The sequence below is a fragment of the Halobacillus yeomjeoni genome (assembly GCF_020171525.1).
Taxonomy (GTDB): domain Bacteria; phylum Bacillota; class Bacilli; order Bacillales; family Halobacillaceae; genus Halobacillus; species Halobacillus yeomjeoni.
Genome location: NZ_JAIVAI010000009.1, coordinates 1 through 25332, shown reverse-complemented (window position 1 = coordinate 25332; position 25332 = coordinate 1). Strand labels below are relative to the sequence as shown.

Below are 25332 nucleotides of genomic sequence, written 5' to 3'. Positions count from 1 at the left end.
ACACGAGCTTCTGGAAATGTTAAAGCTATTAGTCGTCTAGATTTAAATTCTCGGATTCTTTCGTTTGCTCTTCTTCTATATCACGCATTTCAATTTCTTCTTCATCACCAGATAGAATCTTCACATCCATCCCAAGACTCTGAAGTTCTTTGATCAGAACCTTGAAGGACTCAGGAATACCCGGCTCAGGTACGTTGTCACCTTTGACAATCGCTTCATAAGTCTTCACACGACCTACGACATCATCCGATTTCACGGTAAGGATTTCTTGAAGTGTATAAGCGGCACCATATGCTTCAAGTGCCCATACCTCCATCTCACCGAAACGCTGTCCACCGAATTGAGCCTTACCACCAAGTGGTTGCTGCGTAACGAGTGAATAAGGTCCTGTAGAACGGGCGTGCAGCTTATCGTCAACCATGTGAGCAAGTTTGATCATATACATGACTCCCACGGATACACGGTTGTCGAAAGGTTCACCTGAACGTCCATCATAAAGGATCGTTTTCGCATCACGGGACATTCCGGCTTCTTGAAGAGTTTCCCAAACGTCTTCCTCACGTGCACCGTCAAATACAGGCGTTGCTACTCTTTCACCCAGTAGACGTGCCGCCATACCTAAGTGGAGTTCAAGCACCTGCCCGATGTTCATACGGGACGGAACACCAAGAGGGTTCAACATGATGTCTACCGGAGTGCCATCAGGTAAGAATGGCATATCTTCTTCTGGTAGAATTTTTGAAATAACACCCTTGTTACCGTGACGACCTGCCATTTTGTCACCTTCAGAAATCTTACGCTTCTGAACGATGTAAACGCGGATCAGTTGGTTGACGCCTGGAGGCAGTTCATCGCCATCTTCACGGTTGAAGATTTTCACATCCAGAACAATACCACCTGCACCGTGCGGTACACGCAGGGATGTGTCACGGACTTCGCGGGCTTTTTCACCGAAGATTGCATGCAATAAGCGTTCCTCTGCAGAAAGTTCCGTTACCCCTTTAGGAGTGACTTTACCTACAAGAAGGTCGCCATCACTGACTTCGGCACCCACTCGGATAATACCACGATCATCAAGATCACGAAGGGCATCTTCTCCTACGTTCGGTATATCACGAGTGATTTCTTCAGGTCCAAGCTTCGTATCACGAGCTTCGGACTCATATTCTTCTATATGAATGGATGTGTAAACATCATCTTTCACAAGACGTTCGCTCATGATGATGGCATCCTCATAGTTATATCCATCCCATGTCATAAAGGCAACAAGCGGGTTTTGACCAAGTGCCAGTTCACCCATGTCCATGGATGGACCGTCAGCAAGAATTTCACCCTTCGTTACGCGGTCTCCTTTAGAAACGATTGGGCGCTGGTTGTAGCAGCTTCCTTGGTTGGAGCGGATGAACTTCTGAAGGCGGTAACGATCAAGGTCGCCTTCAACTTCTCTACCGTCGACTTCGGAAATACGACGTACGAGTACTTCTTTAGCCTCGACACGTTCTACAATTCCTTCGTGTCGGCAAATGACTGCTGCACCAGAGTCCTTACCAGACACGTACTCCATTCCTGTACCTACAAGAGGAGCATCCGGCTTAAGCAATGGTACGGCTTGTCGCTGCATGTTTGCACCCATCAGGGAACGGTTGGAGTCATCGTTTTCCAAGAATGGAATACATGCGGTCGCAGCAGACACGACCTGCTTCGGTGATACGTCCATGTAATCAAGACGATCACGTTGTACCACGGTGTTTTCACCACGGAAACGCGCAATGACTTCTTCATCCTGGAACGCACCATCTTCATCGAGTTTCGCGTTGGCCTGGGCCACGACATAGTTGTCTTCCTCATCGGCTGTCAAGTAGTCGATTTGAGACGTAACTTTGTTCGTGTCAGGATCCACACGACGATATGGTGTTTCGATAAATCCAAATTCATTCACCTTCGCATAGGAAGACAAGGAGTTGATCAAACCGATGTTCGGACCTTCCGGTGTTTCGATCGGACACATACGTCCGTAGTGGGAGTAGTGTACGTCACGAACTTCGAATCCGGCACGTTCACGAGTCAGACCACCTGGTCCTAAAGCAGAAAGACGGCGTTTGTGCGTCAACTCTGCGAGCGGGTTCGTTTGGTCCATGAACTGTGATAGCTGAGAGCTACCGAAGAATTCTTTAATGGACGCAATGACCGGACGAATGTTGATCAATTGCTGTGGTGTGATGGAAGAAGTGTCTTGAATAGACATACGTTCACGCACCACACGCTCCATACGAGACAACCCGATACGGAATTGGTTTTGCAGCAACTCTCCTACAGAACGAAGACGACGGTTACCTAAGTGGTCGATATCGTCCGTTCCACCTACGTTATGAAGCAGGTTGAAGAAATAGCTGATAGAAGAAAGGATATCTGCTGGTGTAATGTTCTTCACGTCACGGTCTATATTCGCATTACCAATGACATTGATAGAACGTTCACCTTCAGGATCTGTAGGATCGACAATCTTAACGGATTGTACTTGGATAGGCTCTTCTAGTACACCATCTACCGGATCAAGAGATTGTTCACTCAAGTTGCCTTCTTCATTATCAAAATGAGGAATAAGTTTATTCAGCAAACGACGGTCGATTTTATCGCCTTTTTCAGCGATAAGCTCACCAGTTTCCTCATCTACAAGATTCTCAGCTAACGTTTGATTGAACAAACGATCTTTAATATGAAGCTTTTTATTCATTTTATAACGACCGACACGCGCTAAATCATAACGCTTCGGATCGAAGAAACGGGAAACCAACAAGCTTTTCGCATTTTCAACCGTAGGTGGTTCACCAGGGCGTAAACGCTCATAAATTTCTAGTAAAGCTTTTTCGCTGTTTTCCGTGTTATCTTTTTCGAGCGTATTCTTAAGGTATTCGTTATCACCGATAAGATCGATGATCTCTTGATCGGTTCCGAATCCTAAGGCTCTTAACAATACCGTGATTGGCAGTTTACGAGTACGGTCGATACGGACGTGTACAACATCTTTCGCGTCAGTTTCGAACTCAAGCCAAGCTCCACGGTTCGGAATGACCGTAGCTGTATAGCCACGCTTACCATTCTTATCAATCTTTTTATTGAAATAGACACTTGGAGAGCGAACAAGCTGAGATACGATAACACGTTCAGCACCATTAATAATAAAGGTACCGGTGTCAGTCATAAGTGGGAAATCACCCATGAACACTTCTTGTTCTTTTACCTCACCTGTTTCATTATTTAATAGACGAACCTTCACACGAAGTGGCGCGTTATACGTTACGTCACGATCTTTTGACTCATCGACTGGATACTTTGGTTCACCGAGGCTGTAGTCTACAAATTCTAGTGAAAGATTACCTGTGAAATCTTCGATCGGAGAAATGTCCTGGAACATTTCTTTCAAACCTTCTTCCAAGAACCAATCATAGGAAGCCGTTTGAATTTCAATCAAATTCGGTAACTCTAATACTTCACTAATGCGTGCATAACTTCTGCGCTGGCGGTGTCGTCCATACTGAACTAGTTGACCTGTCAACTGATTCACCCCTCAAATCAAGCATTTTTTAACGAAAAAAGGGTCCGGCCAAGACATGCCGAACAGGCTTGCGGTTGATCTTGCCACAAGCATTATTTAAACATTCGCCACTATAGCAAATGGTATTTCTTCATTTCTCTCTAACGTTAGACAAAAAAGAAAAAGGGTTTCTCTCATGTAAAAACCTCATTTACTTTACGTGTTCGATTTTACCATTCTAACCTTCTACCATTTTTTTATACAAAGTACAAAAAAAGTCTTGACACACTATAGTCATATTGGCATTTTTCTATACTAGCACAATCTAATAGACGAGTCAAACTTTTTTAGCGCTGAGAATATAGTACCCTTTTTGCTTGGAAACCACACTTACGTGACCAAACAAATCCTCCAGCTTTTGCTTGGCGGAAGGAGCTCCTTGTTTCTTTTGAATGACAACCCACAATTCACCTTGATGTTCTAAAGCCTCAAAAGCCTCTTCAAACATCAGGTGTACGACTTTCTTACCTGCCCTGATAGGCGGATTCGTCAATATGGCTGCAAACTTCTTATCTGCAACACCCTGCAGTCGATCACTCTCTGAAATGGTCACATTAGATATTTGGTTTTGCTCTGCATTCTTTGCAGCTAAACTTAACGCTCTCTCGTTTACATCCACCATCATGATGTGACGACTTGAAAACTCCTTGGCCAAAGTCAATCCGATCGGGCCATAACCACACCCTAAGTCCAGCAAGTCTCCATCAATTTCCGGTTCGGTAAACGATTCAATTAAAAGCCGGGAACCATAATCTACTTCTCGCTTTGAAAAGACAGCGTGGTCTGTCGTAAATACCAGCGTATGTCCTTTCAGATTAAAAGACCAGGTTCTCTCATCACTTTTAGCGGATGTCTTTTTGGAATAATAATGTTCCGACATATTCCGAACACCTTCTTTTTTATCTAGTAAGAAAAAGAAAGCTCGCCGTTAGACAGCGAGCTTTACTTTGAAAAGTACAATTACTTAAGTTCGATAGTTGCGCCAGCTTCTTCAAGCTGAGACTTGATTTCTTCTGCTTCTTCTTTAGAAACGCCTTCTTTGACAGCGCCAGGAGCGTTGTCAACAAGGTCTTTCGCGTCTTTAAGACCAAGACCAGTGATTTCGCGAACCGCTTTAACAACCTTGATCTTAGAGCTTCCAGCAGATTCTAGTACTACGTCGAATTCTGTTTGCTCTTCAGCAGCTTCGCCACCTGCAGCAGGAGCACCGGCAGCAACTGGAGCTGCAGCAGATACACCAAATTCTTCTTCGATTGCTTTTACTAGGTCGTTAAGCTCAAGAACAGACATTTCTTTAATCGCTTCAATGATTTGTTCGTTAGACATGAGAAATTTCCTCCTTATTAATTTTAAATTTATAGGTTAAACGAACGCTAACTTACGCGCTTTCTTCTTCTTTTTGATCCGCAATAGCTTTTGTCGCATACGCGAAGTTGCGGACAGGGGCTTGTAGTACGCTTAGGAACATAGATACAAGACCTTCGTAGTTTGGAAGGTTGGCAAGTTCCTTGATTTGCTCAAGAGAAGCCACTTGTCCTTCAACCACTCCACCTTTGATTTCAAGGTTTTCATGATCTTTAGCAAAGTTGTTTAGAACTTTAGCTGGTGCTACAGCGTCGTCTGCATGGAAAGCAAGCGCTGTTGGACCTTGTAGCACTTCGTGAAGTTCAGTAAGCTCTACTTCTTCAGTCGCACGGCGAGCCATCGTGTTTTTATACACTTTGAAGTCTACGCCAGCTTCACGAAGTTGAGAGCGAAGTTCTGTAACTTCCGCTACATCAAGACCGCGGTAATCTACAACTACTGCAGATTTACTGTTGCGGAACTTGTCAGCTAGATCAGAAACAATCTGCTTTTTCTGTTCAATAATACTGCTCATCGTTCCACCTCCTATTGACTTATCATCATACCGTTCGGAAGGCTTACATAAAAAAGTACCCCCATGTAGACATGGAGGTACGTATGAAAGGGCAGGGCAAAAGCGCTGCACCTTTTATTCACACACCTCGGCAGGAAATTAAGCGGATGGCCGCACCTGCTGTCTACGGTATAACGTATTCTTTTATACAACATCACCAATTATAATTAATCAGTAATGGAAAGTCAACAATAAATTAATTACTTTGTGAAATTAGAAACATCAACTTTGATTCCAGGTCCCATCGTTGATGAAACAGCAGCATTACGCATATAAGTTCCCTTAGATGCTTGAGGCTTCGCTTTAACAAGTGTTTCAGTAATCGCCGCGAAGTTTTCAGCCAACTTCTCTTCGTCGAAAGAAGCTTTTCCGATTGGAACGTGGATGTTAGCAGCTTTATCAACGCGGTATTCAACTTTACCAGCTTTGATTTCGTTTACTGCTTTTTCAACTTCAAACGTTACTGTACCTGTTTTAGGGTTAGGCATAAGACCTTTTGGTCCTAGTACTCGACCAAGCTTACCTACTTCAGCCATCATATCAGGAGTAGCTACAACTACGTCGAATTCGAACCAGCCTTGGTTGATCTTTGCGATCAGGTCTTGTTCGCCTACGTAGTCAGCACCTGCTGCTTCAGCTTCTTTCGCTTTATCACCTTTAGCGAAAACTAGTACACGCTGAGATTTACCTGTACCGTGTGGAAGCACCATCGCGCCACGGATTTGCTGGTCCGCTTTCTTAGGGTCAACACCCAGACGGAATGCCGCTTCAACAGTTTCGTCAAAGTTTGCTTTTGCAGTTTCTTTTACAAGCTTGATGGCTTCATTCACATCATAAGCTTTTGTACGATCAACAAGCTTTTGCAGCTCTTGTTGCTTTTTCGTTTTTTTAGCCATTATTATTTCCTCCTCGTTGTGGTTTTAACGGATTTTCCTCCCACGAATAAAGGTTGCGACGGAGGCCATAGCTCCAGTTCCGCAACCTTTTCCTATCTCCAGATGACGTTGTGGGATTATTCTTCGATCGTGATTCCCATACTGCGCGCTGTACCTTCAACCATGCGCATTGCAGCTTCAACGTCAGCAGCGTTCAAATCAGGCATTTTCGTTTCTGCGATTTCGCGTACTTGGTCGCGTTTAACAGAAGCTACTTTGTTACGGTTTGGCTCACCGGAACCTGATTCGATACCAGCCGCTTTCTTAAGAAGAACAGCAGCGGGTGGAGTTTTCGTAACGAATGTAAAGGAACGGTCTTCATAAACCGTGATTTCAACTGGAATGATCGTACCCGCTTGATCCTGAGTACGAGCGTTAAACTCCTTACAGAAACCCATGATGTTAATACCTGCTTGACCTAGTGCCGGTCCAACTGGCGGTGCTGGGTTCGCTTTACCTGCAGGAATTTGAAGCTTTACTACATTAATAACTTTTTTAGCCACGAGACACACCTCCTTAAAGTCCGTGATGTGGTAATAGGGTCATAACCCTCCCACTCATTCGCAATATGCTTAACGCCTCTTTCCTTCGAGGCACATATAGAACATAAAAATTCTAGCATCTTTGAAAGCATAATGCAAGAGGGGGATTGATTATGATTTATAATTTTTCAATTTGAGAAAAGTCTAGTTCCACCGGAGTTTCCCGGCCGAACATGTTTACATGGACTTTCACTTTTTGTTTATCGGTATCGATGTACTCAATCGTACCTGTGAAATTAGCAAAAGGTCCATCTGTTACTTTAACACTTTCTTTAACCTCAAAGTCAACCTCGGTTTTTGGTTGTTCGTTCATACCCATACGTTTCAGAACGGTTTCTACTTCTTCTGGAAGGAGAGGGATCGGTTTAGAACCAGAACCTGTCGAGCCGACAAATCCTGTAACGCCTGGTGTATTTCGAACGACATACCATGAATCATCCGTCATGACCATTTCAGCCAATACGTAGCCAGGGAAAACTTTTTTCTTAGCTACTTTGCGCTTGCCGTTTTTTATTTCAGCTTCCTCGTCTTCAGGGACAAGTACGCGGAAGATTTTATCTTCCATACCCATAGATTCAACACGCTTTTCAAGGTTCGTCTTCACTTTGTTTTCATAACCTGAATAGGTGTGAACTACATACCATCTTTTTTCCATTTGATCAGGACAAATGCTTGCCCTTCCCTCCCTTGTAATCAATTTTTATCCAACATAAAAAACCCGTTGAACGGGTTTTTTCGTCTATCACCTATTATAGCATAAAAATTACTCTACTATTCTTTAGTAATCATATCAAGCAAACCGGAAATACCCAAGTCCACGATCCCAAAGAATACAGCTACAAAAGCAACTGTTGCTAAAACAGTGATTGTATATCGGGAAAGTTCACGTCCTTTAGGCCAGCTTACCTTGCGCATTTCTCTAGTTACGTTCTTCAAGAATTTAAACATTGATGCCATCCCCCCAACTTCTGCCAAAGCTTCATTCTCTATTTGGTCTCGCGATGCAGCGTGTGCTTTCCGCACCTCTTGCAAAACTTACGGACTTCTAAGCGTTCCGCTTGATTGGTCTGATTTTTATATGAACTATAGTTCCTGCTCGAACATTCTTCACAGGCCAGGCTAACTTTTTTTCTCATATCACTCCACCTCATTACTAGAGGTTTTTGCACTCAATTAATGTAGCACTCTTGTCACAGACTGTCAATCTTACAATCATAGAGTGATTTCGCTGATTTCCAAGTATTTTTCCAGCTTTCTTTTCACCCGCTGTAAGGCATTATCAATCGACTTGACGTGCCTCTTTAATTCTACCGAGATTTCTTGATACGACCGCCCGTCCAAGTAAAGGGTCAAAACTTTTCTCTCCAGCTCACTCAACAGCTCAGCAATCTTTTCTTCCATATCAGAGAATTTTTCTTTATTCACAATCAGCTCTTGCGGGTCGATCGCTTTTGAACCTGCGATCACATCTAACAACGTACGATCAGATTCTTCATCATAGATAGGTTTGTCTAAGGAAACATAGGAATTTAACGGAATGTGTTTTTGTCTGGTGGCAGTTTTTATAGCGGTGATAATCTGACGGGTAACACATAGTTCTGCGAACGCTTTGAAGGAAGATAGTTTACCTTCCTGGTAATCGCGAATCGCTTTGTATAAACCGATCATGCCTTCTTGTACAATATCTTCCCGATCTGCGCCAATAAGAAAATAAGTCCGAGCTTTCGCGCGAACAAAATTTTTATACTTATTGATCAAATAATCGAGAGCTTGAACTTGTCCTTGATTGATCCGTTCGACAATTTCTTCGTCATCTAATTTACTAAGATCCAACTCATTGGTGTCTGTCTCCGTTTGAATGATGCTCACACAGGATCCCCCCGACCGTGCTACCTCAATATAGCAATATTATACAGTAAGGCGTTTGAAAGCGTCAACAAGTTGTCAGAATTATTTATCTCCTCGCCGCCATTTCTCAAATAATTCCCTTACTTCTTCTTTCATCGGTATTTTCGGCTGATGTTTAACCTGATTGTGAGTTTCTACGTCACTTTCGATTTGTCTTTCTATGTTTTTCACTTCAATATACAATTCTCTGGCAGACTTACGGAAAGCCCCCTGTCCGAAAATCGTCCGTTGTTCTGCGTAATCGGAAGTGGCAACATACACCTGCGTCCGGACATCGTTCAATTCACCTGCTAATTTTTCAATTCGTTCATCAGCGGTTTCATTTTCTTTAGTAAACAAGACTTCCACTTTATAATCTTTTTGGACTTTTTCAATGCCACGGACGTGGTAGGCATCAAAAACAACGATGATCCGATCACCGGTATAGGATTGATATTCCGCCATCATTTCAATCAAAAGGTCTCTGGCCTGACCTAAATCTTTTTCCCGGAGCCTTTTCAATTCCGGCCATGCGCCGATCATGTTATACCCGTCCACTATTAAAACAATCATACATTAATCACCCAGGGGGTGACGCTTTCTATAAACTTCATACATCAATAAAGAAGCTGCAACAGATGCATTCAAAGACGTCACTTCCCCTGCCATTGGAAGGCTGACCGTCCAATCACACTTTTCCTTCGTAAGCCGGCTCATGCCGCGCCCTTCACTTCCAATGACTAAAGCAATCGGCATCGAACCATCCAGTTGACGGTAGTCCTCTGTTCCATCCGCATCTGTACCTACCACCCAGACAAACCGCTCTTTCAGCTCTTCGATTGTCCGTGCCAGGTTCGTCACCCGGGCTACCGGGATGTATTCAATAGCTCCAGTGGAGGTTTTCGCTACGGTACTTGTCAAAGAAACGGACCTCCGCTTCGGAATGATGACACCATGGGCACCACTGGCATCCGCCGTTCTTAAAATAGATCCCAGGTTGTGCGGATCTTCAATTTCATCGCAGATTATGAAAAATGGAGCCTCTCCTTTTTCCTCTGCTTTAGCAAACAGATCTTCCAAATCGCTATATTCGTAGGCAGCAACGGACGCGGCTACACCCTGGTGATTCCCTTCAACCAATTGGTCAATTTTTTTCTTCGGCACTTTTTGCGCGATTACCCCGCTTTGCTTCGCAAGCTGCTCAATTTTCTTTGATGCCTGTGGTTGAAGCTGATCGGACAAAAACACTTTATTGATCGCTCGTCCTGATCTTAAGGCTTCCTGTACAGAGTTTTTTCCTATGATCCATTCATCTTTCATTGTTTCCACTCCCTTCCTCAACAATTTGAATTGCGTCTTTGATTAAAGTGTCGAGACGTTCTGTCTTACCCGATAAATAAAGGTAGCCTAAAACAGCTTCAAAAGCCGTTGAATATCTGTATGTTTGTACATCCGTACTCTTAGGGACTGACCCAGACTTGGCATTACGGCCTCGTCTGAGCACCCCTTCCTCCTCCTGTGTCAAAACCTCTCGTTCTTTCCACTTTTTCACCACTTCAGCCTGAGAAACAGCAGAAACGAATTGAATGGCTGCCTGGTGAAGGTTTTGAGGTTTGATTTTTCCGGAGTTCAATAAATGATGCCTTACGTGCAGCTCATATACAGCGTCCCCCATATAAGCTAAGGCGAGGCTTTTCATTTGTTTAACGTTTTCCATGATTTAACCCCGCTTCCATCGTGTCCCTTGAGAGGTATCCTCGAGAATGATGTTGCGAGCTTTCAACTCATCCCGAATTTGATCGGCACGTTCAAAATTGCGTTGTTTTCTCGCCAACACGCGTTCTTCAAGAAGGGCCTCGATTTCCTCATCCAGCAGTTCTTCCTGCGTTTCAAGTTCAATCCCAAGGACGTTCATCAGCTCTTTGAACGTTTGCTCATAGGATTCGAGGACTTCTGTATGCGTTTGTTCCCCTTGAAGATAAAGGTTTGCTGATTTCGTCAGGTCAAAGATCACAGATATGGCATTCGCCGTATTGAAATCATCGTCCATCTCTTGAATGAACTTTTCTTTGTAGCTGTCGATTTCTTCGATCCACTCTTTGTGATTTTCCTGGAGGTTCAAGCTGGTCTTTTTGCGGTGTTTCACATTTTCGAAACCATTTTTAATTCGATCAAAACTGTTTTTTGCACCTCTTAGAAGTTCATCACTGAAGTTGATCGGATGGCGATATTGCACACTCAGCATGAAGAAACGTATGACTTGCGGGTCATGCTTCTTCACCAAGTCATGTGCGAGCACGAAATTCCCAAGTGACTTCGACATTTTTTCATTCTCGATATTAATATACCCATTATGCATCCAATAACGGGCAAAAGAAGATCCATTGTATGCCTCAGACTGTGCGATTTCATTTTCGTGGTGAGGAAAAGTCAGGTCCTGCCCTCCCGCATGAATATCGATGGTATCTCCTAAATACTTTTTAGCCATTGCTGAACATTCAATATGCCAGCCCGGACGTCCAGTTCCCCAAGGGCTCTCCCAGGAGATTTCACCTGGTTTTGCATCTTTCCATAGCGTGAAGTCAAGCGGATCTTCTTTTTTGTCGCCAACTTCAATTCGTGCTCCCGAGCGCAGCTCATCTATGGATTGATGGGAAAGCTTTCCGTAATTATCGAACGAACGAGTGCGGAAATAAACGTCCCCTCCCGCTTCGTATGCGAAACCTTTTTCAATCAATCCTTCGATGAACTCGATGATTTCATTCATGTTTTCTGTCACTCTCGGGTGGTCCACAGCTTCTTGTACCCCAAGAGCTCCGACGTCTTCTTTATAAGCTTTGATGAAACGGTTGGCGATATCCGGCACTTCTTCTCCCATTTCATTCGCTGCTTTGATCAACTTGTCATCCACATCAGTGAAATTCAAAACGTAGTGAACGTCATAGCCCCGATATTCGAAATAACGTCTTACGGTATCAAAAACGATCGCCGGCCGCGCGTTCCCGATATGAATGTAGTTATACACCGTGGGACCGCAGACATACATTTTCACTTTGCCTTCTTCCAGTGGCTGGAAAGGCTCTTTTTTACGAGTCAGGGTGTTATAAATATTAATACTCATTTTGATTCACTCCTTTAGCTTCTTTTAATTCTTCCTGTAATCGCGCAATATCTTTTTCCAGTTGATTCAGGCGGTCATATACGGGATCCGGGAGTTTATGGTGTTCCAAATCTTTTTGCTGCACCTTTTTACCATCCTGAATGACGACATGGCCGGGAATACCAACGACTGTAGAATTATCCGGCACATCTTTCAAAACGACTGAACCTGCACCAACCTTGGAATTTTCACCAATCGTGATGGAGCCGAGCACCTTGGCGCCTGTAGCCACTAGTGAGTTATCGAGCAGGGTGGGGTGACGTTTCCCTTTTTCTTTCCCTGTGCCTCCTAATGTGACTCCTTGAAAAATCGTGACGTTATCTCCTATTTCACATGTTTCTCCAATGACAACACCCATTCCGTGATCAATGAAAAAGCGACGTCCTATTTTCGCACCAGGGTGGATTTCTATGCCGGTTAAAAAGCGGCTGATTTGGGAAATCACTCTCGCTAAAAAGAAGAACTTGCGCTTGTAACAAGCGTGCGCCACCCGGTGGGCCCAGATTGCATGTAGACCGGAATAGGTCAGAATAACTTCAAAATAAGCACGAGCAGCAGGATCTTGATCAAAGACAACTTCGACATCTTCTTTAAACATCTTAAAAAGTCCCATACTTGCTCCTCCTTTTGATGTACTAAGCACAATACGGTGGAATAAAAAAGCGCCCCTGTGCACATAGGCACAGAGACGCGTCAGCGTGGTTCCACTCTGTTTGGGAAACGATTCCCCACTCAGCCTCGATAACGGAAGGGACCCGCTCCATCCTACTTAATTTCGGAAGAAGACTCCGAGGTGCATTTCAAAGAGTTTCCAAAAAACCACTTTCAGCCGAGGGTGGTTCTCTCTGGGTAAGGATCTACTCTTTTACTTCTCCTCATCAACGTTACTTATAGGTATCTTTACTATATGACATCGTCACCGATTTGTGAACAATTCAGCCTTGAAGTTTGCTCAATACATCGTCGAGACGCACAGTAACCGTTTCAAGTCCTAACAAATGAATGGCATTTGGCAGTTCAGGTCCATGCATCTGGCCTGTAGTCGCGACACGAACAGGCATAAACAGCTTCTTGCCCTTGTGTCCTGTTTCTTTTTGCACTGCTTTGATTTGAGCTTTGATATTGTCAGGAGTAAATTCATCCAGCTCCTGCAAATTCTTTTTGAACGTCTCAAGAACTTCAGGAACTTGTTCCCCTTCCAATACTGCCATCGCTTCTTCATCATATTGAATTTCTTGCTTGAAGAATAAATCCGTCAATTCTACGATTTCCGCGCCATAGTTCAACTGCTCTTGATAAAGGGCGATCAATTCATGAGCCCATTTGCGATCTTCATCAGACATATCTTCAGGCAGTCGCCCGGCTTCGACCAGGTATGGAAGAGTCAGATCTACTACACGGTTGAAGTCTGCAGCTTTAATATATTGGTTGTTCATCCACTTCAGCTTCGCTTGATCGAAGACCGCTGGAGATGTAGACAAACGATCGGCATCAAAGATATCAATCAATTCGTCCTGGGTGAAAATCTCCTCTTCTCCTACTGGAGACCATCCAAGCAACGTAATGAAGTTGAACAACGCCTCTGGTAAATATCCCAGATTCTTATACTGTTCAATAAACTGAAGTATATGTTCATCACGTTTACTCAATTTTTTACGGTTTTCATTCAAGATCAATGTCATGTGTCCGAATTTCGGAGGCTCCCACCCGAATGCTTCATAAACCATCATCTGCTTCGGTGTGTTGGAGATGTGTTCTTCTCCGCGAAGCACATGGGAAATAGCCATCAGGTGATCATCAATTGCTACTGCAAAGTTATACGTTGGTGTTCCGTTCTTCTTAACAATCACCCAGTCTCCGAAGTCACTGGATTCAAATGTAATATCCCCACGGACAATGTCATTGAATGTATACGTTGTGTTTTCAGGGACACGAATGCGGATACTCGGCTGACGGCCTTCTTCTTCGAATTGTTCCCGTTGTTCTTGAGTCAAATCGCTATGAGCACCGGAATACTTTGGAGCTTCTCCGCGAGCGATTTGAGCTTCACGTTCCGCTTCAAGCTCTTCTTCGGTCATATAACATTTATAAGCAAGACCGCGTTCCAATAAATCATCAACATACTTCTGATAGATATCCAGACGCTCCATTTGACGATATGGGCCGTATTCTCCACCCTTCTCCGGGCTCTCTTCCCACTCGATACCCAGCCACTTCAAATAATTCAGCTGGCTTTCTTCGCCGCCTTCTACATTTCGTTTTGCATCGGTATCTTCAATACGAATGATCATCTTTCCGCCGGCATGCTTCGCATAAAGATAATTGAATAATGCCGTCCTCGCATTTCCGATATGGAGATGACCTGTTGGACTTGGTGCATAGCGCACGCGTACTTCGTTTGACATAGTTGTTCTCCTTTCGACTTCACCGTTCTGTATCTTTGTACTATTTTATCATTTTTTTATTTAGTTTGTTGATTGTTTTGCAAAAGGACTACGGCTTGAGAGGCAATCCCCTCTTTGCGTCCAGTGAACCCCAGCTTTTCGGTAGTGGTCGCTTTGACATTGATCCGGCCGATATCCGTGTCTAGTAATGAAGCGATATTGCTGCGGATTTCTTCTATATACGGAGCCATTTTAGGTGCTTGAGCAATAACCGTACAATCGAGGTTGCCTAACTCATATCCTTTTTGTGTCACAATGCCCCAAACATGCTGTAAAAGCTTGCCCGAATCCGCATCCTTGAATTCATCGGACGTATCAGGAAAGTGTTTACCGATGTCCCCTTCTCCAACTGCACCCAGGCAGGCATCAGCAATCGTATGAAGGAGCACATCCGCATCTGAATGTCCTAACAGCCCTTTCTCGTAAGGAATCTCTATTCCTCCGATGATGCATTTCCGCCCATCTGTCAGTTGATGGACATCAAATCCTTGACCAATACGAAACATTGAAGATCCCTCCATCTGTTGTTGTTTTTTCACAAAAGCCTCTGCCTTATGTAAATCTTCCGGTGTCGTCAATTTAATATTGTCATAACTACCTTCGACGATAGCGACATCTCTACCGGAACGTTCAACTAATGAGGCATCATCTGTTCCGTAGTATCCACTTTCCTTGGCTTCTTGATGCGCACGATAAATGAGTGCGTATGCAAAAGCCTGCGGGGTCTGCGCTGCCCATAAATGGTTACGGTCTAATGTGGTCAAACCGTCGTTTCTCTTTTGTTTTATTGTATCTGTAACCCTTACGGCTAAAAGAGCCGCTTCTTTTTCATCTGCTTGCCTGGCAAGTTCGTGCAGGGACTGTTGTTTAATGAATGGACGCGCACCATCATGGATAAGTACAGGTATTTCTGTATTTTCTATCGCTTGCAAACCTGCAAATACGCTGTCTTGTCTTTCCTTTCCACCATCGACGAGTCGAATGCTCTTATGGAAAGAGTTCATACGAAGCAGCTCTTCCATTTCTGCTCGCTCCTTGGAATTGGTGACAAGTACGATTTCTTCACACCACTCGTCTTTTTCAAAAGCGGAAAGTGTGTGGATGATCAAAGGTTGTCGATTGATCATCATAAATTGTTTATTGCGCCCGGCTTTCATCCGCTTCCCTTGTCCGGCTGCAAGAACAATCGCCGTGTATTTTATCATAATATCCATCCTAATAAGAGGTATACGGTAATTTTTAATGGTTGACCTTACTCTAAAATAACAAAAGCGATAACACATGGTTATCACTTTTGTTATTCTCTATTTGTTTATACCGTTTTTAAAGGGCTTTTTCAAGTGATTTCGGCTTTGCGAAGATCATTCGGCCGGCAGACGTTTGTAATACACTAGTTACTACGACGTCGATATTCTTACCGATATAATCTTTTCCTTCCTCGACGACGATCATAGTACCATCATCAAGGTAAGCGACGCCTTGATTCTGTTCTTTTCCATCTTTGATCACTTGAATCTTCATTTCTTCTCCTGGGAGAACGACCGGCTTGACTGCATTTGCCAGATCATTGATATTCAAGACTTGAACATTTTGAAACTCACAAACTTTATTCAGGTTGAAATCATTGGTCACAACAATCCCATCCATTACTTTAGCCAGCTTCACGAGTTTACTGTCCACTTCATGAATATCTTCAAAGTCACCCTCGTAAATCTCAACATTAACTGGCAGATCCTTTTGCAGTCGATTCAAAATATCCAATCCTCTACGACCTCTGTTCCTCTTCAATCCATCTGAGGAATCCGCAATATGCTGAAGCTCCTCAAGAACGAATTGAGGAATGACAATGGTGCCCTCCAGAAAATGCGTTTCACAAATATCAGCAATACGACCATCGATGATGACACTCGTATCCAATATTTTTTCTTTCGGAATCAAGGATTCATCTACAGCTGAAGCCCCGGCCTCTTCCAGCTCTTCTGCTTTCTTGTCCTTTTTAGAAACCATATGCAGGAATTCGTCTTTCCTCTTAAAGCCTACCTGGAACCCTAAATAAGCAAGCAAAACCGTCAAAAAGATCGGAATAACCTGATTAATGACTTGAATCTGGATATCCTGTACAGGAATATTGATCAAATAAGCTACGATCAATCCTGCGACTAGTCCCAGCGTACCAAACAACAAGTCAGCCACCGGCGCCCGGACTAAACTGTCTTCCACCCAACGAATGAAATTGACAATAAAATCCACAATCCAAAAAGTTAATAAAAATAATATAAGTGCTCCTAGTACGGCTCCTAAAACAGATTGCATCCAATTCTGCCAAGTGAGCCCCATGGTTGTAAATAGCTCTGGAAAATAGAGGTAACCGATTGTTCCACCGGTTATAACAATAAACAACTGTACAATTCGTTTAAGCACTTGTATTCACCTCCTTGATTACAGTATGACCAAACGTTACAACCATTAATCTATAATCCCTATGATGGTTCTTAAATTAGCATAATTCCCAAAATAAGTCAATTAACAAAACAAATAGCATACCATATATGTTATATATAAGTCAATTGCATTAAATATGACGGTCTACAAACAATTGTTCTTGAATTCTTTCCAAACCATCCCTGATCTTTGTCGCACGTATCTCTCCCACACCGTCCACTTCTACTAAATCTTTCGTGGAAGCCTGGATCATGTCATCCAAAGTTCCAAACTTCTCAACTAAGTGTTCAATGATCAATGGAGGTAACCGAGGAATACGGCTGAGGATACGATAGCCTCGTGGGTGAATCGCATCAGCTAATTTCACATTTGGGGAATACCCTAGTAATTTCAATACTTGTTCATCAGACAACAACTCTGTATTCGTAACTTCCTGCATTTTTCTCAAAAGGTAATAAGGTTCATAGTCGGGGCGCTTGCTATAATCCTTCAAGAGCAGCTCCGCTTCTTCTTCAATATTGGATACCAGTTCGGTCATTTGAAGTTGAATCAGTCGACCTTCCGTCCCTAATTCGTTCACGTAATTGATGATTTCTGTTTTCGTACGCAGTACCATCTCAATCCGGTGAATCACTTGGATGACTTCTGAAAAAGAAACCATATTCTCAAATTCCATAGCACCCAGATTAGTGATACTTTGATCCAAGACATTTTTATACTTTTCCAGAGTCTGAATCGCTTGGTTGGCCTTCGTCAAAATGACACCTATATCTTTTAAAGAGTACCGCAGAGAAGATTTATACAAAGTGATGACGTTCCTACGCTGGGAAATGGCGATTACTAAAGACCCTGTCTGTTTTGCCACTCTTTCTGCCGTGCGGTGCCTCATCCCTGTTTCTGTAGAGATGATTTGTGGGTCCGGCATCAACTGGGCGTTCGCATACAATATCTTAGTCCCTTCATCATTCAGAATGAGAGCCCCGTCCATTTTCGCCAATTCGTACAAATGGGCAGGTGTAAAGTCGGATTGGATATGGAATCCACCATCAACCAGTTCCCTGACGTTTTCTCCATACCCAAGCACAATCAATCCCCCTGTTTTGGCACGAAGAACATTATCTATGCCGTCACGAAGAGGAGTGCCGGGAGCAACAAGTTTTAGAATATCTCCAATTTCGTTGTCATTCATTTCATGCCATTCCATTTATGCTTCCCCCAATGTCACCTTCATAGCTTCCTGCACAGTACTGACTCCAATCACTTGAATCTGTGTAGGCGGTGTCCAACCGTCCAGGTTCTTCTTAGGTATGATTACCCGTTTGAAACCAAGCTTGGCCGCTTCCTGCACCCGTTGTTCTATTCGGGCCACTCTTCGTATTTCACCAGTCAGACCGACTTCCCCTACTACGACATCATCAGGATTTGAGGACTGATTTCTGAAGCTTGAGGCAATACTGATCGCAACCGCCAAGTCGATAGCTGGCTCGTCAAGTTTTACGCCACCTGCCACTTTTACATAAGCATCCTGGTTTTGTAAAAGCAGCCCGGCTCTTTTTTCCAAAACAGCCATCAATAAAGGAACCCGGCTGTTGTCCAACCCTGTAGCCATCCTTCTTGGATTTCCATAGGCGGTTGGAGAAATGAGCGCTTGAATCTCTACCAGAACCGGGCGTGTACCTTCCATAGAAGCAACCACAATGGATCCCGCTGCACCTTGAGAACGCTCCTCAAGAAAGATTTCAGATGGGTTCAACACTTCCTTTAACCCTTCCTCTTTCATTTCAAAAATGCCCATTTCATGTGTACTCCCAAAACGGTTCTTCACGCTTCGCAAAATCCTGAACGTATGGTGTCTTTCCCCTTCAAAATAAAGAACAGCATCGACCATATGCTCAAGCAGACGCGGACCTGCAATGGAACCTTCTTTAGTAACATGCCCAACTATGAAAATGGGGATACCTTTACTTTTAGCGATCCTCATCAATTGACTTGTACACTCCCTCACCTGCGAAACACTTCCAGGCGCTGAAGTAACATCTTCTTTGAAAATCGTTTGTATCGAATCAATGACCACAAATTTAGGGTCTAATACTTCAATCTGATTGATGACATCCTGCAGATTCGTTTCTGAAAGAACATAAAGCTCATCAGAGGTAATGTCCAGGCGTTCAGCCCGCAGTTTTGTCTGGCGGGAAGATTCTTCTCCCGAAATATATAAGACAGGAAAATCTTTGTTTGCGATTTGAGCCGATACCTGAAGCAGGAGTGTCGATTTTCCAATTCCCGGATCCCCTCCAATCAAAACCAGTGACCCAGCTACGATCCCCCCACCTAAAACACGGTTGAATTCCGGCATATCTGTAGGGAGTCGTGGTTCTTTTTGTGACTTTATCGCATTGATTTTTTCTGGTTTCGCCGATGCAGATGTTGAGCTGGTTTGGAAAACGTGACGTGAATTGGTACTCGCTGCATTGACCTCTTCCACGAGCGTATTCCATTGATGACACGCAGGGCATTTGCCCATCCACTTCGGTGTCTCATATCCACATTCCTGGCAGACGAACTTCGTCTTTCTTTTTGCCAAGACTATCTCTCCTTCTCTTATCATTCTATACGATAGCTCTTGTGAAAAAGTTTCATGAGCTTATCAATTACATTAAGTTTATCTTACTTCCTATTGTTAGGACAGGGAAGTGGCCGGCACTTGAGGAATTTGAAAAAACCGGAAGGCAGTCTGCCTTCCGGTTTCTGTAAAACTTATACTTCCCTACTTAGTCGATTCCTGTGTCGTATGGACGACAAACTTTTTGTTTTCATCCAAATCGATTTTAACCGTCTGACCTTTCGAGATGTTCTCTTTCAACAACTCTTCAGACAACAGGTCCTCGACGTTTTTCTGGATCGAACGGCGCAATGGACGCGCTCCATATTCTGGATCGAACCCTGATTCCGCAATATGCTCAATCGCTTTTTCTGATAGTGTAAAATCAATCTCCTGCTCCTGCAGACGTTTTCTAAGTTGTTCAGCCATAAGTGTAACGATATCTTTCATGTGCTTCCGTTCAAGAGAATGGAACACAATTGTTTCATCGATACGGTTCAGGAACTCTGGACGGAATGCTTTCTTCAGCTCATTTGTCACTTTAGACTTCATGTCTTTGTAGTCTGCAGCCTCGTCGCCCATGGAGAAACCGACGTATTTGTTTTGTTTCAATTCCTGCGCTCCGACATTGGAAGTCATGATCAACACCGTGTTACGGAAATCGACCAGACGTCCTTTCGAGTCTGTTAAACGCCCATCTTCAAGGACTTGCAGCAAGATATTGAAGACTTCCGGGTGTGCTTTTTCAATTTCATCCAGAAGGACGACGGAATATGGTTTGTTACGGACTTTTTCAGTTAACTGACCGCCTTCATCATAACCGACATATCCAGGTGGTGATCCAACAAGACGTGATGTGCTGTGTTTCTCCATGTACTCGGACATATCGATTCGGATCATCGAATCTTCATCGCCGAACATGCTTTCAGCTAACGCACGTGCAAGCTCTGTCTTACCTACCCCTGTAGGTCCTAAGAAGATAAAGGAACCGATAGGACGTTTCGGATCTTTCAACCCGGCACGAGCCCGGCGAATCGCTTTAGAAATTGATTTGACTGCTTCATCCTGTCCGATGACTCGATTGTGAAGTGTTTCTTCTAAAGCAAGAAGACGTTCACTTTCATCTTTGGTCATCTTAGATACAGGCACTCCCGTCCAAGTGGAAACAACGGATGCGATATCTTCTACAGTAACTTCTGAGTCTTCCTGGCCTTGTTTTTCTTTCCACTCATCCTTCGTTTGTTCCAGCTCATCTCTCAAGCGTTGTTCACTGTCACGCAGGGATGCAGCTTTTTCAAATTCTTGACTTTGGACAGCCGCATCTTTTTCTTTGCGGACTTCTTCCAGTTTCTGCTCCAGCTCCTTCAAATTCGGTGGAGCTGTATAAGAACGCAGGCGGACTTTTGAAGCTGCCTCGTCAATCAGGTCAATAGCCTTATCCGGAAGGAAACGGTCTGTAATATAACGGTCGGAGAAACGAACAGCCGAATCGATTGAATCATCTGTAATCGTTACTCGGTGGTGTGCTTCGTAACGGTCTCTCAACCCTTTCAAAATTTGAATAGATTCATCAAGTGTAGGCTCATCAACTTTGATAGGCTGGAAACGACGTTCTAATGCAGCATCTTTTTCAATGTATTTACGATATTCATCCAGTGTCGTCGCTCCGATACATTGCAGTTCTCCGCGTGCCAATGATGGCTTAAGGATGTTGGATGCATCAATCGCACCTTCCGCGCCACCAGCACCGATCAATGTATGCAATTCATCGATGAACAAGATGATGTTTCCGGCTTGACGGATTTCTTCCATCACTTTCTTCAAGCGGTCTTCAAATTCGCCACGGTATTTAGTACCAGCAACAACCGTCCCCATATCAAGGGTCATTACTCGTTTGTCGCGTAAGATTTCAGGTACTTCGTTGTTCATGATCTGCTGAGCCAGTCCTTCAGCGATTGCAGTTTTACCTACTCCTGGCTCACCCACCAGTACAGGGTTGTTCTTCGTACGACGACTTAAAACCTGAATCACACGTTCGATTTCTTTGCTTCGACCTATGACAGGGTCGATATTTCCTTCTTTTGCAATCGCGGTCAAATCACGTGCAAGAGAGTCAAGGGTCGGTGTGTTCGCACTAGCTGCCTGCCCTCCAGAGCCGCCGCCTCTGCGATTTTGGCCACCAGTAGACTCATTGTTGCCTAATAGCTGTAAAACCTGTTGACGGGCTTTATTCAAGCTTACACCTAAGTTGTTCAGTACACGCGCGGCTACTCCTTCGCCTTCACGAATCAACCCAAGGAGAATATGTTCGGTGCCTACGTATGAATGACCAAGCTTGCGAGCTTCATCCATAGACAACTCTATAACTTTCTTCGCTCTTGGAGTGTAGTGAATGGTCTGTGAAACTTTGTCGCCTTTACCAATCAATTTTTCAACTTCCTGCTGGATTTTAGTAGATTCTAAACCTAGTGCCGTGAGTGCTTTAGCAGCAATGCCTTCACCTTCACTCACCAAACCAAGCAGAATATGTTCTGTACCAATATTGTTATGGCCTAAACGGACAGCTTCCTCTTGTGCTAATGCAAGTACTTTCTGAGCTCTTTCTGTAAAACGCCCAAACATCATGGACAATCCCTCCTAGCATTAATCTTCATTTTCTAACTGAAGCCTTTCACGAATTAAGGATGCTCTTCGTATATCTCTTTCATCTGGACCTAGGGTGGCTTTTGCATATTGTTGCAAAAAACCCGGCTGAGTTAAAATCATCAGCTCATTCAAAATTGTTCTTGGTATATGATCAATAAAACCTAGATCAATTCCTAAACGTAAATCAGAAAGGCATTTAGCTGCTTCTTTGGATTCAATGACCCGGCTGTGCTTCAATACACCATAAGAACGAAAGATTCGGTCTTCTAATTGAATCCCTGACCTTTGCAGTAAGGCCTCTCTAGCTCTTCGTTCTTGATCAATCAACTGTTTAACTACACTATGCAAGTCTTCTACAATATCTTCCTCTGATTTCCCAAGTGTAATTTGATTAGAGATTTGATAAATATTACCGACAGCTTCACTGCCTTCTCCATAAATTCCACGGACTACAAGCCCCAACTGGTTGATGGCCGGCGTCATCCGGTTGATCTGCTGGGTAATGGAAAGAGCCGGGAGGTGCATCATGACCGACGCTCTCATCCCTGTCCCTACATTTGTGGGACATGTGGTTAAATATCCACGCTTTTCATCAAAAGCATAATCAATTCTCTCTTCCAGCCAATCATCAAGTTGTGACGCCTGCTCCAGCGCTTTGTCTAATTGGAATCCAGGGAAGTAAAGCTGGATACGAATATGATCTTCCTCATTGACCATCACAGAGACTTGTTCGTTTTGTGAAATCAACGTTGCAGACTGTTGTGATTTTTCTGCCAAGTGAGGACTGATTAAATGCTTTTCAACCAATACACGCTTTTCAATGGACTGGAGGTCACTCATTTCTAGAAGTTCAAAGTTCTCGTAGTTTTTGAAAGATTGACCTTTAAAGTTTTCTCGGAAGAAATTCAGGATCTTATTTAACTTTTCCTCAGATGCGATCAGCGGAAACGGGGAATTTGAAAAATTCCTCGCAAGACGGATTCGACTGCTTAATACAATGTCACTATCAGGTCCATCTTGTTTCATCCAAGGGCTGATTGCTTCATTCATGAATTGTTGCAATGACATTATTGTTCACCGTCCTCCCCCTGATGAAGTTGCTGCTCTAAATTTTTGATCCTATCTCTAACTTTCGCTGCCTGTTCGAATTCTTCCTGCTCAATTAATTGTCGAAGCTTGGATTTATGTTCATCGATTTCTCGTTTTAAATGTAAGTTGCCTCCCTCACGCTTAGGTATTTTACCATCGTGACGGGTATTGCCACTATGAACGCGGCGGAAAATAGGATTCAAACGCTCATCAAAGGTTTTATAACAAGTCGCACAACCGAATTTCCCAATTCGCGCAAATTCCTGATAGGTCAGACCGCATGTAGGACATTTAAGTTGATTGTGCTGCTGGTAAGGCTGGGCTTTTTTATTATAAGGAGATGGGCCTTCAGAATGGAAAAGACCTGAAAGTAAATCATTCAAAGTGAAGTTTTCCTCTCCATAACTCATATAACCCTTATCTTTGGCGCAATGCTCACACACATGTATTTCTGTTTTCTGCCCATTGATCACCTGAGTCAAGTGCACGGTTGCCTGCCTTTGATGACACTCTTGACATTCCATTTCATCCTCCCCCTTTTATCCTCAGCTTTTGTATTTTAATGTAAACAGCATCGCTGTCATAATTCTTGAACGGACTTCATCACGGAGTGGTAATGGAAATGCCAGTACTTCACGGTCAATGATTCTGGACATAATTCTCATTTCTCTTTCGGTGATGACATCTTCATTAAGTAATCGTTCTAACACATCCGTAGCAGCATTTTGAGACACCTCGGGCTGGGTCATCTCCATGATCTCTTCGAACATTTCAGAGTCCTTCTGATGCTGGACTTTGCTGATACGAATGTATCCACCCCCACCACGTTTGCTCTCTACAATATATCCTTTTTCTACTGTAAAACGAGTTTTGATTACATAATTGATTTGAGAAGGGACACATTGGAATTGATCAGCAATTTCACTTCTTTTAATTTCGATCGTGTTGTGCTTATTTTCATCCAATATTTTTTTCAGATATTGTTCTATGATGTCCGATATATTTTGCATGTTCCCTCCCCCTCTTTTGACTTTGACTATCTTTGACTTTAATTTTATTATACTCATTTTCATTAAGGAATCAACTAAAAAGTTTTTCCGGTACATCCCCCATCATTCCCTGTTTATATTTAAATTAAAACAAAAAAGCTGAGTAGAAATATCTACTCAGCAAAAGTTACGTTCGATGGCTCACTCGTATCACTGATTCCAGACGGGAAAGCTGTTCAATGATTTGAGTCGGCTCTTCTTTTTTATTATTTTCAATTCCAATCACAAGCTTCTGATACTCATTTTCCTGATTTTTTATTTCTACTCTTTTGACCTTTAGTTCCATTTCATCAAAAACAGAAAACACGTTTTGAAGCTGAATGTCTGGTTCCACTTTAATGTAGTATAAGTTCTTCCCATTTTCTTTGAATTTTCTCTTTTCAATTTTGTTTAAGAAAATCAAACTTAACAATACTAGAGAAGTTGATATGATAGCAATATCATACATTCCTGCTCCAACCACTAAGCCGATACCAGCAACAGTCCATATCGATGCAGCCGTGGTCAACCCTCTGATCGTCATGCCATTTACAATAATGGTACCTGCCCCAAGAAAGCCGATACCACTAATTACATAAGAAGGGATACGAGCGGGGTCAAAGCGGATGTTTTCATGACCTCCCATATACACTTCAAATCCGTATAAAGAAAGGAGCATCATTAAACATGCGCCTATACCAACCAAGATATGTGTACGAAAGCCTGCAGAATGATTTTTTAATTCCCTTTCAAAACCGATCAGCCCTGCTAATAATAAGGCCATCAAAAGACGAAAAATGAATAACATCGTATTGTCATTGTAGAATCCAGACCACTCCATACACACCCCTCCTTTTCTTTATTATATGTGAAAATCGTAAAATATAGAAAAAAACCAGAAGTCTAAACTCCTGGTTTTTTTAAATGATGTGGCAGCGTCCTACTCTCACGGGGATCGACCCGACTACCATCGGCGCTGAAGAGCTTAACTTCTGTGTTCGGCATGGGAACAGGTGTGACCTCTTCGCCTTCACCACCACATCG

At 43.3% G+C, this 25332-nt stretch carries 25 protein-coding genes, 1 rRNA gene and 2 other annotated features; all 26 genes read right to left on the bottom strand.

Features of this window, described 5'->3' with window-relative positions; all coding sequences use genetic code 11:
• Positions 1-28: 28 nt before the first annotated feature.
• Positions 29-3556, bottom strand: a complete 3528-nt coding sequence (gene rpoB / locus LCL89_RS16100; RefSeq protein WP_197318407.1) for a DNA-directed RNA polymerase subunit beta — start codon at positions 3554-3556, stop codon at positions 29-31.
• A 316-nt stretch (positions 3557-3872) separates the two neighbouring features.
• Positions 3873-4475, bottom strand: a complete 603-nt coding sequence (locus LCL89_RS16095) for a class I SAM-dependent methyltransferase (protein ID WP_224810918.1) — start codon at positions 4473-4475, stop codon at positions 3873-3875.
• 80 nt (positions 4476-4555) lie between these two features.
• Positions 4556-4921 carry a 50S ribosomal protein L7/L12 gene (gene rplL, locus LCL89_RS16090; RefSeq protein ID WP_197318405.1) on the bottom strand — a complete coding sequence of 122 codons (366 nt, stop codon included), beginning with the start codon at positions 4919-4921 and terminating at the stop codon, positions 4556-4558.
• A 52-nt stretch (positions 4922-4973) separates the two neighbouring features.
• A complete protein-coding gene (rplJ, locus tag LCL89_RS16085) occupies positions 4974-5474 on the bottom strand; it encodes a 50S ribosomal protein L10 (protein WP_224810917.1) in 501 nt (166 codons plus the stop codon).
• Positions 5475-5514: 40 nt separating this feature from the next.
• Positions 5515-5661, bottom strand: a sequence feature (ribosomal protein L10 leader region).
• A 52-nt stretch (positions 5662-5713) separates the two neighbouring features.
• Positions 5714-6409, bottom strand: coding sequence for a 50S ribosomal protein L1 (gene rplA, locus LCL89_RS16080; RefSeq protein WP_197318403.1), 696 nt, complete (start codon positions 6407-6409; stop codon positions 5714-5716).
• Between the two features lie 116 nt (positions 6410-6525).
• A complete protein-coding gene (rplK, locus tag LCL89_RS16075; protein ID WP_197318402.1) occupies positions 6526-6951 on the bottom strand; it encodes a 50S ribosomal protein L11 in 426 nt (141 codons plus the stop codon).
• A gap of 157 nt (positions 6952-7108) precedes the next feature.
• On the bottom strand, positions 7109-7645 hold the full coding sequence (gene nusG, locus LCL89_RS16070; RefSeq protein ID WP_197318401.1) for a transcription termination/antitermination protein NusG: 537 nt from the start codon (positions 7643-7645) through the stop codon (positions 7109-7111).
• Between the two features lie 116 nt (positions 7646-7761).
• Complete coding sequence (gene secE, locus LCL89_RS16065) at positions 7762-7938, bottom strand: preprotein translocase subunit SecE (RefSeq protein ID WP_197318400.1); 177 nt, start codon at positions 7936-7938, stop codon at positions 7762-7764.
• 38 nt (positions 7939-7976) lie between these two features.
• On the bottom strand, positions 7977-8141 hold the full coding sequence (gene rpmG, locus LCL89_RS16060) for a 50S ribosomal protein L33 (protein ID WP_263620755.1): 165 nt from the start codon (positions 8139-8141) through the stop codon (positions 7977-7979).
• 61 nt (positions 8142-8202) lie between these two features.
• Positions 8203-8859 (bottom strand): RNA polymerase sporulation sigma factor SigH, encoded by a 657-nt coding sequence (gene sigH, locus LCL89_RS16055; RefSeq protein ID WP_197318398.1) that lies wholly within the window; start codon positions 8857-8859, stop codon positions 8203-8205.
• Positions 8860-8940: 81 nt separating this feature from the next.
• Positions 8941-9450: an NYN domain-containing protein gene (locus tag LCL89_RS16050; protein WP_197318397.1), complete on the bottom strand. Its 510-nt coding sequence runs from the start codon at positions 9448-9450 to the stop codon at positions 8941-8943.
• A gap of 3 nt (positions 9451-9453) precedes the next feature.
• Positions 9454-10197 (bottom strand): 23S rRNA (guanosine(2251)-2'-O)-methyltransferase RlmB, encoded by a 744-nt coding sequence (rlmB, locus tag LCL89_RS16045; protein WP_197318396.1) that lies wholly within the window; start codon positions 10195-10197, stop codon positions 9454-9456.
• Positions 10187-10594 carry a Mini-ribonuclease 3 gene (locus tag LCL89_RS16040; protein ID WP_197318395.1) on the bottom strand — a complete coding sequence of 136 codons (408 nt, stop codon included), beginning with the start codon at positions 10592-10594 and terminating at the stop codon, positions 10187-10189. The genes rlmB and LCL89_RS16040 overlap by 11 nt, the downstream gene beginning before the upstream one ends.
• Before the next feature lie 3 nt (positions 10595-10597).
• Positions 10598-11998, bottom strand: coding sequence for a cysteine--tRNA ligase (gene cysS, locus LCL89_RS16035; protein WP_224810916.1), 1401 nt, complete (start codon positions 11996-11998; stop codon positions 10598-10600).
• Positions 11988-12650 (bottom strand): serine O-acetyltransferase, encoded by a 663-nt coding sequence (gene cysE / locus LCL89_RS16030; protein ID WP_224810915.1) that lies wholly within the window; start codon positions 12648-12650, stop codon positions 11988-11990. Before cysE ends, cysS begins: the two co-directional genes overlap by 11 nt.
• A 68-nt stretch (positions 12651-12718) precedes the next feature.
• Positions 12719-12928 (bottom strand) — a binding site (T-box leader).
• 44 nt (positions 12929-12972) lie between these two features.
• Entirely contained in the window at positions 12973-14442 is a 1470-nt protein-coding gene (gene gltX, locus LCL89_RS16025) for a glutamate--tRNA ligase (RefSeq protein ID WP_197318392.1), read from the bottom strand.
• 56 nt (positions 14443-14498) lie between these two features.
• A complete protein-coding gene (locus LCL89_RS16020) occupies positions 14499-15686 on the bottom strand; it encodes a bifunctional 2-C-methyl-D-erythritol 4-phosphate cytidylyltransferase/2-C-methyl-D-erythritol 2,4-cyclodiphosphate synthase (protein WP_224810914.1) in 1188 nt (395 codons plus the stop codon).
• A 118-nt stretch (positions 15687-15804) separates the two neighbouring features.
• Complete coding sequence (locus LCL89_RS16015; RefSeq protein ID WP_224810913.1) at positions 15805-16902, bottom strand: PIN/TRAM domain-containing protein; 1098 nt, start codon at positions 16900-16902, stop codon at positions 15805-15807.
• A gap of 151 nt (positions 16903-17053) precedes the next feature.
• Complete coding sequence (disA, locus tag LCL89_RS16010) at positions 17054-18127, bottom strand: DNA integrity scanning diadenylate cyclase DisA (protein WP_197318389.1); 1074 nt, start codon at positions 18125-18127, stop codon at positions 17054-17056.
• Positions 18128-19507, bottom strand: a complete 1380-nt coding sequence (gene radA / locus LCL89_RS16005) for a DNA repair protein RadA (RefSeq protein WP_197318388.1) — start codon at positions 19505-19507, stop codon at positions 18128-18130. It abuts the gene before it with no gap.
• Positions 19508-19690: 183 nt separating this feature from the next.
• Positions 19691-22150, bottom strand: coding sequence for an ATP-dependent protease ATP-binding subunit ClpC (gene clpC / locus LCL89_RS16000; RefSeq protein WP_224810912.1), 2460 nt, complete (start codon positions 22148-22150; stop codon positions 19691-19693).
• 18 nt (positions 22151-22168) lie between these two features.
• Positions 22169-23239 carry a protein arginine kinase gene (locus LCL89_RS15995; RefSeq protein ID WP_224810911.1) on the bottom strand — a complete coding sequence of 357 codons (1071 nt, stop codon included), beginning with the start codon at positions 23237-23239 and terminating at the stop codon, positions 22169-22171.
• The gene (locus LCL89_RS15990) at positions 23239-23784 is read right to left on the bottom strand and encodes a UvrB/UvrC motif-containing protein (RefSeq protein ID WP_197318385.1); all 546 of its coding nucleotides are present in this window, start codon (positions 23782-23784) and stop codon (positions 23239-23241) included. Before LCL89_RS15990 ends, LCL89_RS15995 begins: the two co-directional genes overlap by 1 nt.
• Positions 23785-23805: 21 nt before the next feature.
• On the bottom strand, positions 23806-24270 hold the full coding sequence (locus tag LCL89_RS15985; protein WP_197318384.1) for a CtsR family transcriptional regulator: 465 nt from the start codon (positions 24268-24270) through the stop codon (positions 23806-23808).
• 166 nt (positions 24271-24436) lie between these two features.
• Positions 24437-25129, bottom strand: coding sequence for an MgtC/SapB family protein (locus LCL89_RS15980; RefSeq protein ID WP_224810910.1), 693 nt, complete (start codon positions 25127-25129; stop codon positions 24437-24439).
• An 86-nt stretch (positions 25130-25215) separates the two neighbouring features.
• Positions 25216-25329, bottom strand: a 5S ribosomal RNA gene (gene rrf / locus LCL89_RS15975).
• Positions 25330-25332: the final 3 nt, after the last annotated feature.

Excerpts from the sequence above, each read along its gene's own strand:
- LCL89_RS16095 (WP_224810918.1), bottom strand. The coding sequence starts at position 4,475 with ATGTCGGAACATTATTATTCCAAAAAGACATCCGCTAAAAGTGATGAG.
- rplL (WP_197318405.1), bottom strand. The coding sequence starts at position 4,921 with ATGTCTAACGAACAAATCATTGAAGCGATTAAAGAAATGTCTGTTCTT.
- rplJ (WP_224810917.1), bottom strand. The coding sequence starts at position 5,474 with ATGAGCAGTATTATTGAACAGAAAAAGCAGATTGTTTCTGATCTAGCT.
- rplA (WP_197318403.1), bottom strand. The coding sequence starts at position 6,409 with ATGGCTAAAAAAACGAAAAAGCAACAAGAGCTGCAAAAGCTTGTTGAT.
- nusG (WP_197318401.1), bottom strand. The coding sequence starts at position 7,645 with ATGGAAAAAAGATGGTATGTAGTTCACACCTATTCAGGTTATGAAAAC.
- secE (WP_197318400.1), bottom strand. The coding sequence starts at position 7,938 with ATGTTTAAATTCTTGAAGAACGTAACTAGAGAAATGCGCAAGGTAAGC.
- rpmG (WP_263620755.1), bottom strand. The coding sequence starts at position 8,141 with ATGAGGTGGAGTGATATGAGAAAAAAAGTTAGCCTGGCCTGTGAAGAA.
- LCL89_RS16050 (WP_197318397.1), bottom strand. The coding sequence starts at position 9,450 with ATGATTGTTTTAATAGTGGACGGGTATAACATGATCGGCGCATGGCCG.
- rlmB (WP_197318396.1), bottom strand. The coding sequence starts at position 10,197 with ATGAAAGATGAATGGATCATAGGAAAAAACTCTGTACAGGAAGCCTTA.
- LCL89_RS16040 (WP_197318395.1), bottom strand. The coding sequence starts at position 10,594 with ATGGAAAACGTTAAACAAATGAAAAGCCTCGCCTTAGCTTATATGGGG.
- cysS (WP_224810916.1), bottom strand. The coding sequence starts at position 11,998 with ATGAGTATTAATATTTATAACACCCTGACTCGTAAAAAAGAGCCTTTC.
- cysE (WP_224810915.1), bottom strand. The coding sequence starts at position 12,650 with ATGGGACTTTTTAAGATGTTTAAAGAAGATGTCGAAGTTGTCTTTGAT.
- gltX (WP_197318392.1), bottom strand. The coding sequence starts at position 14,442 with ATGTCAAACGAAGTACGCGTGCGCTATGCACCAAGTCCAACAGGTCAT.
- LCL89_RS16020 (WP_224810914.1), bottom strand. The coding sequence starts at position 15,686 with ATGATAAAATACACGGCGATTGTTCTTGCAGCCGGACAAGGGAAGCGG.
- disA (WP_197318389.1), bottom strand. The coding sequence starts at position 18,127 with ATGGAATGGCATGAAATGAATGACAACGAAATTGGAGATATTCTAAAA.
- clpC (WP_224810912.1), bottom strand. The coding sequence starts at position 22,150 with ATGATGTTTGGGCGTTTTACAGAAAGAGCTCAGAAAGTACTTGCATTA.
- LCL89_RS15995 (WP_224810911.1), bottom strand. The coding sequence starts at position 23,239 with ATGTCATTGCAACAATTCATGAATGAAGCAATCAGCCCTTGGATGAAA.
- LCL89_RS15990 (WP_197318385.1), bottom strand. The coding sequence starts at position 23,784 with ATGGAATGTCAAGAGTGTCATCAAAGGCAGGCAACCGTGCACTTGACT.
- LCL89_RS15985 (WP_197318384.1), bottom strand. The coding sequence starts at position 24,270 with ATGCAAAATATATCGGACATCATAGAACAATATCTGAAAAAAATATTG.
- LCL89_RS15980 (WP_224810910.1), bottom strand. The coding sequence starts at position 25,129 with ATGGAGTGGTCTGGATTCTACAATGACAATACGATGTTATTCATTTTT.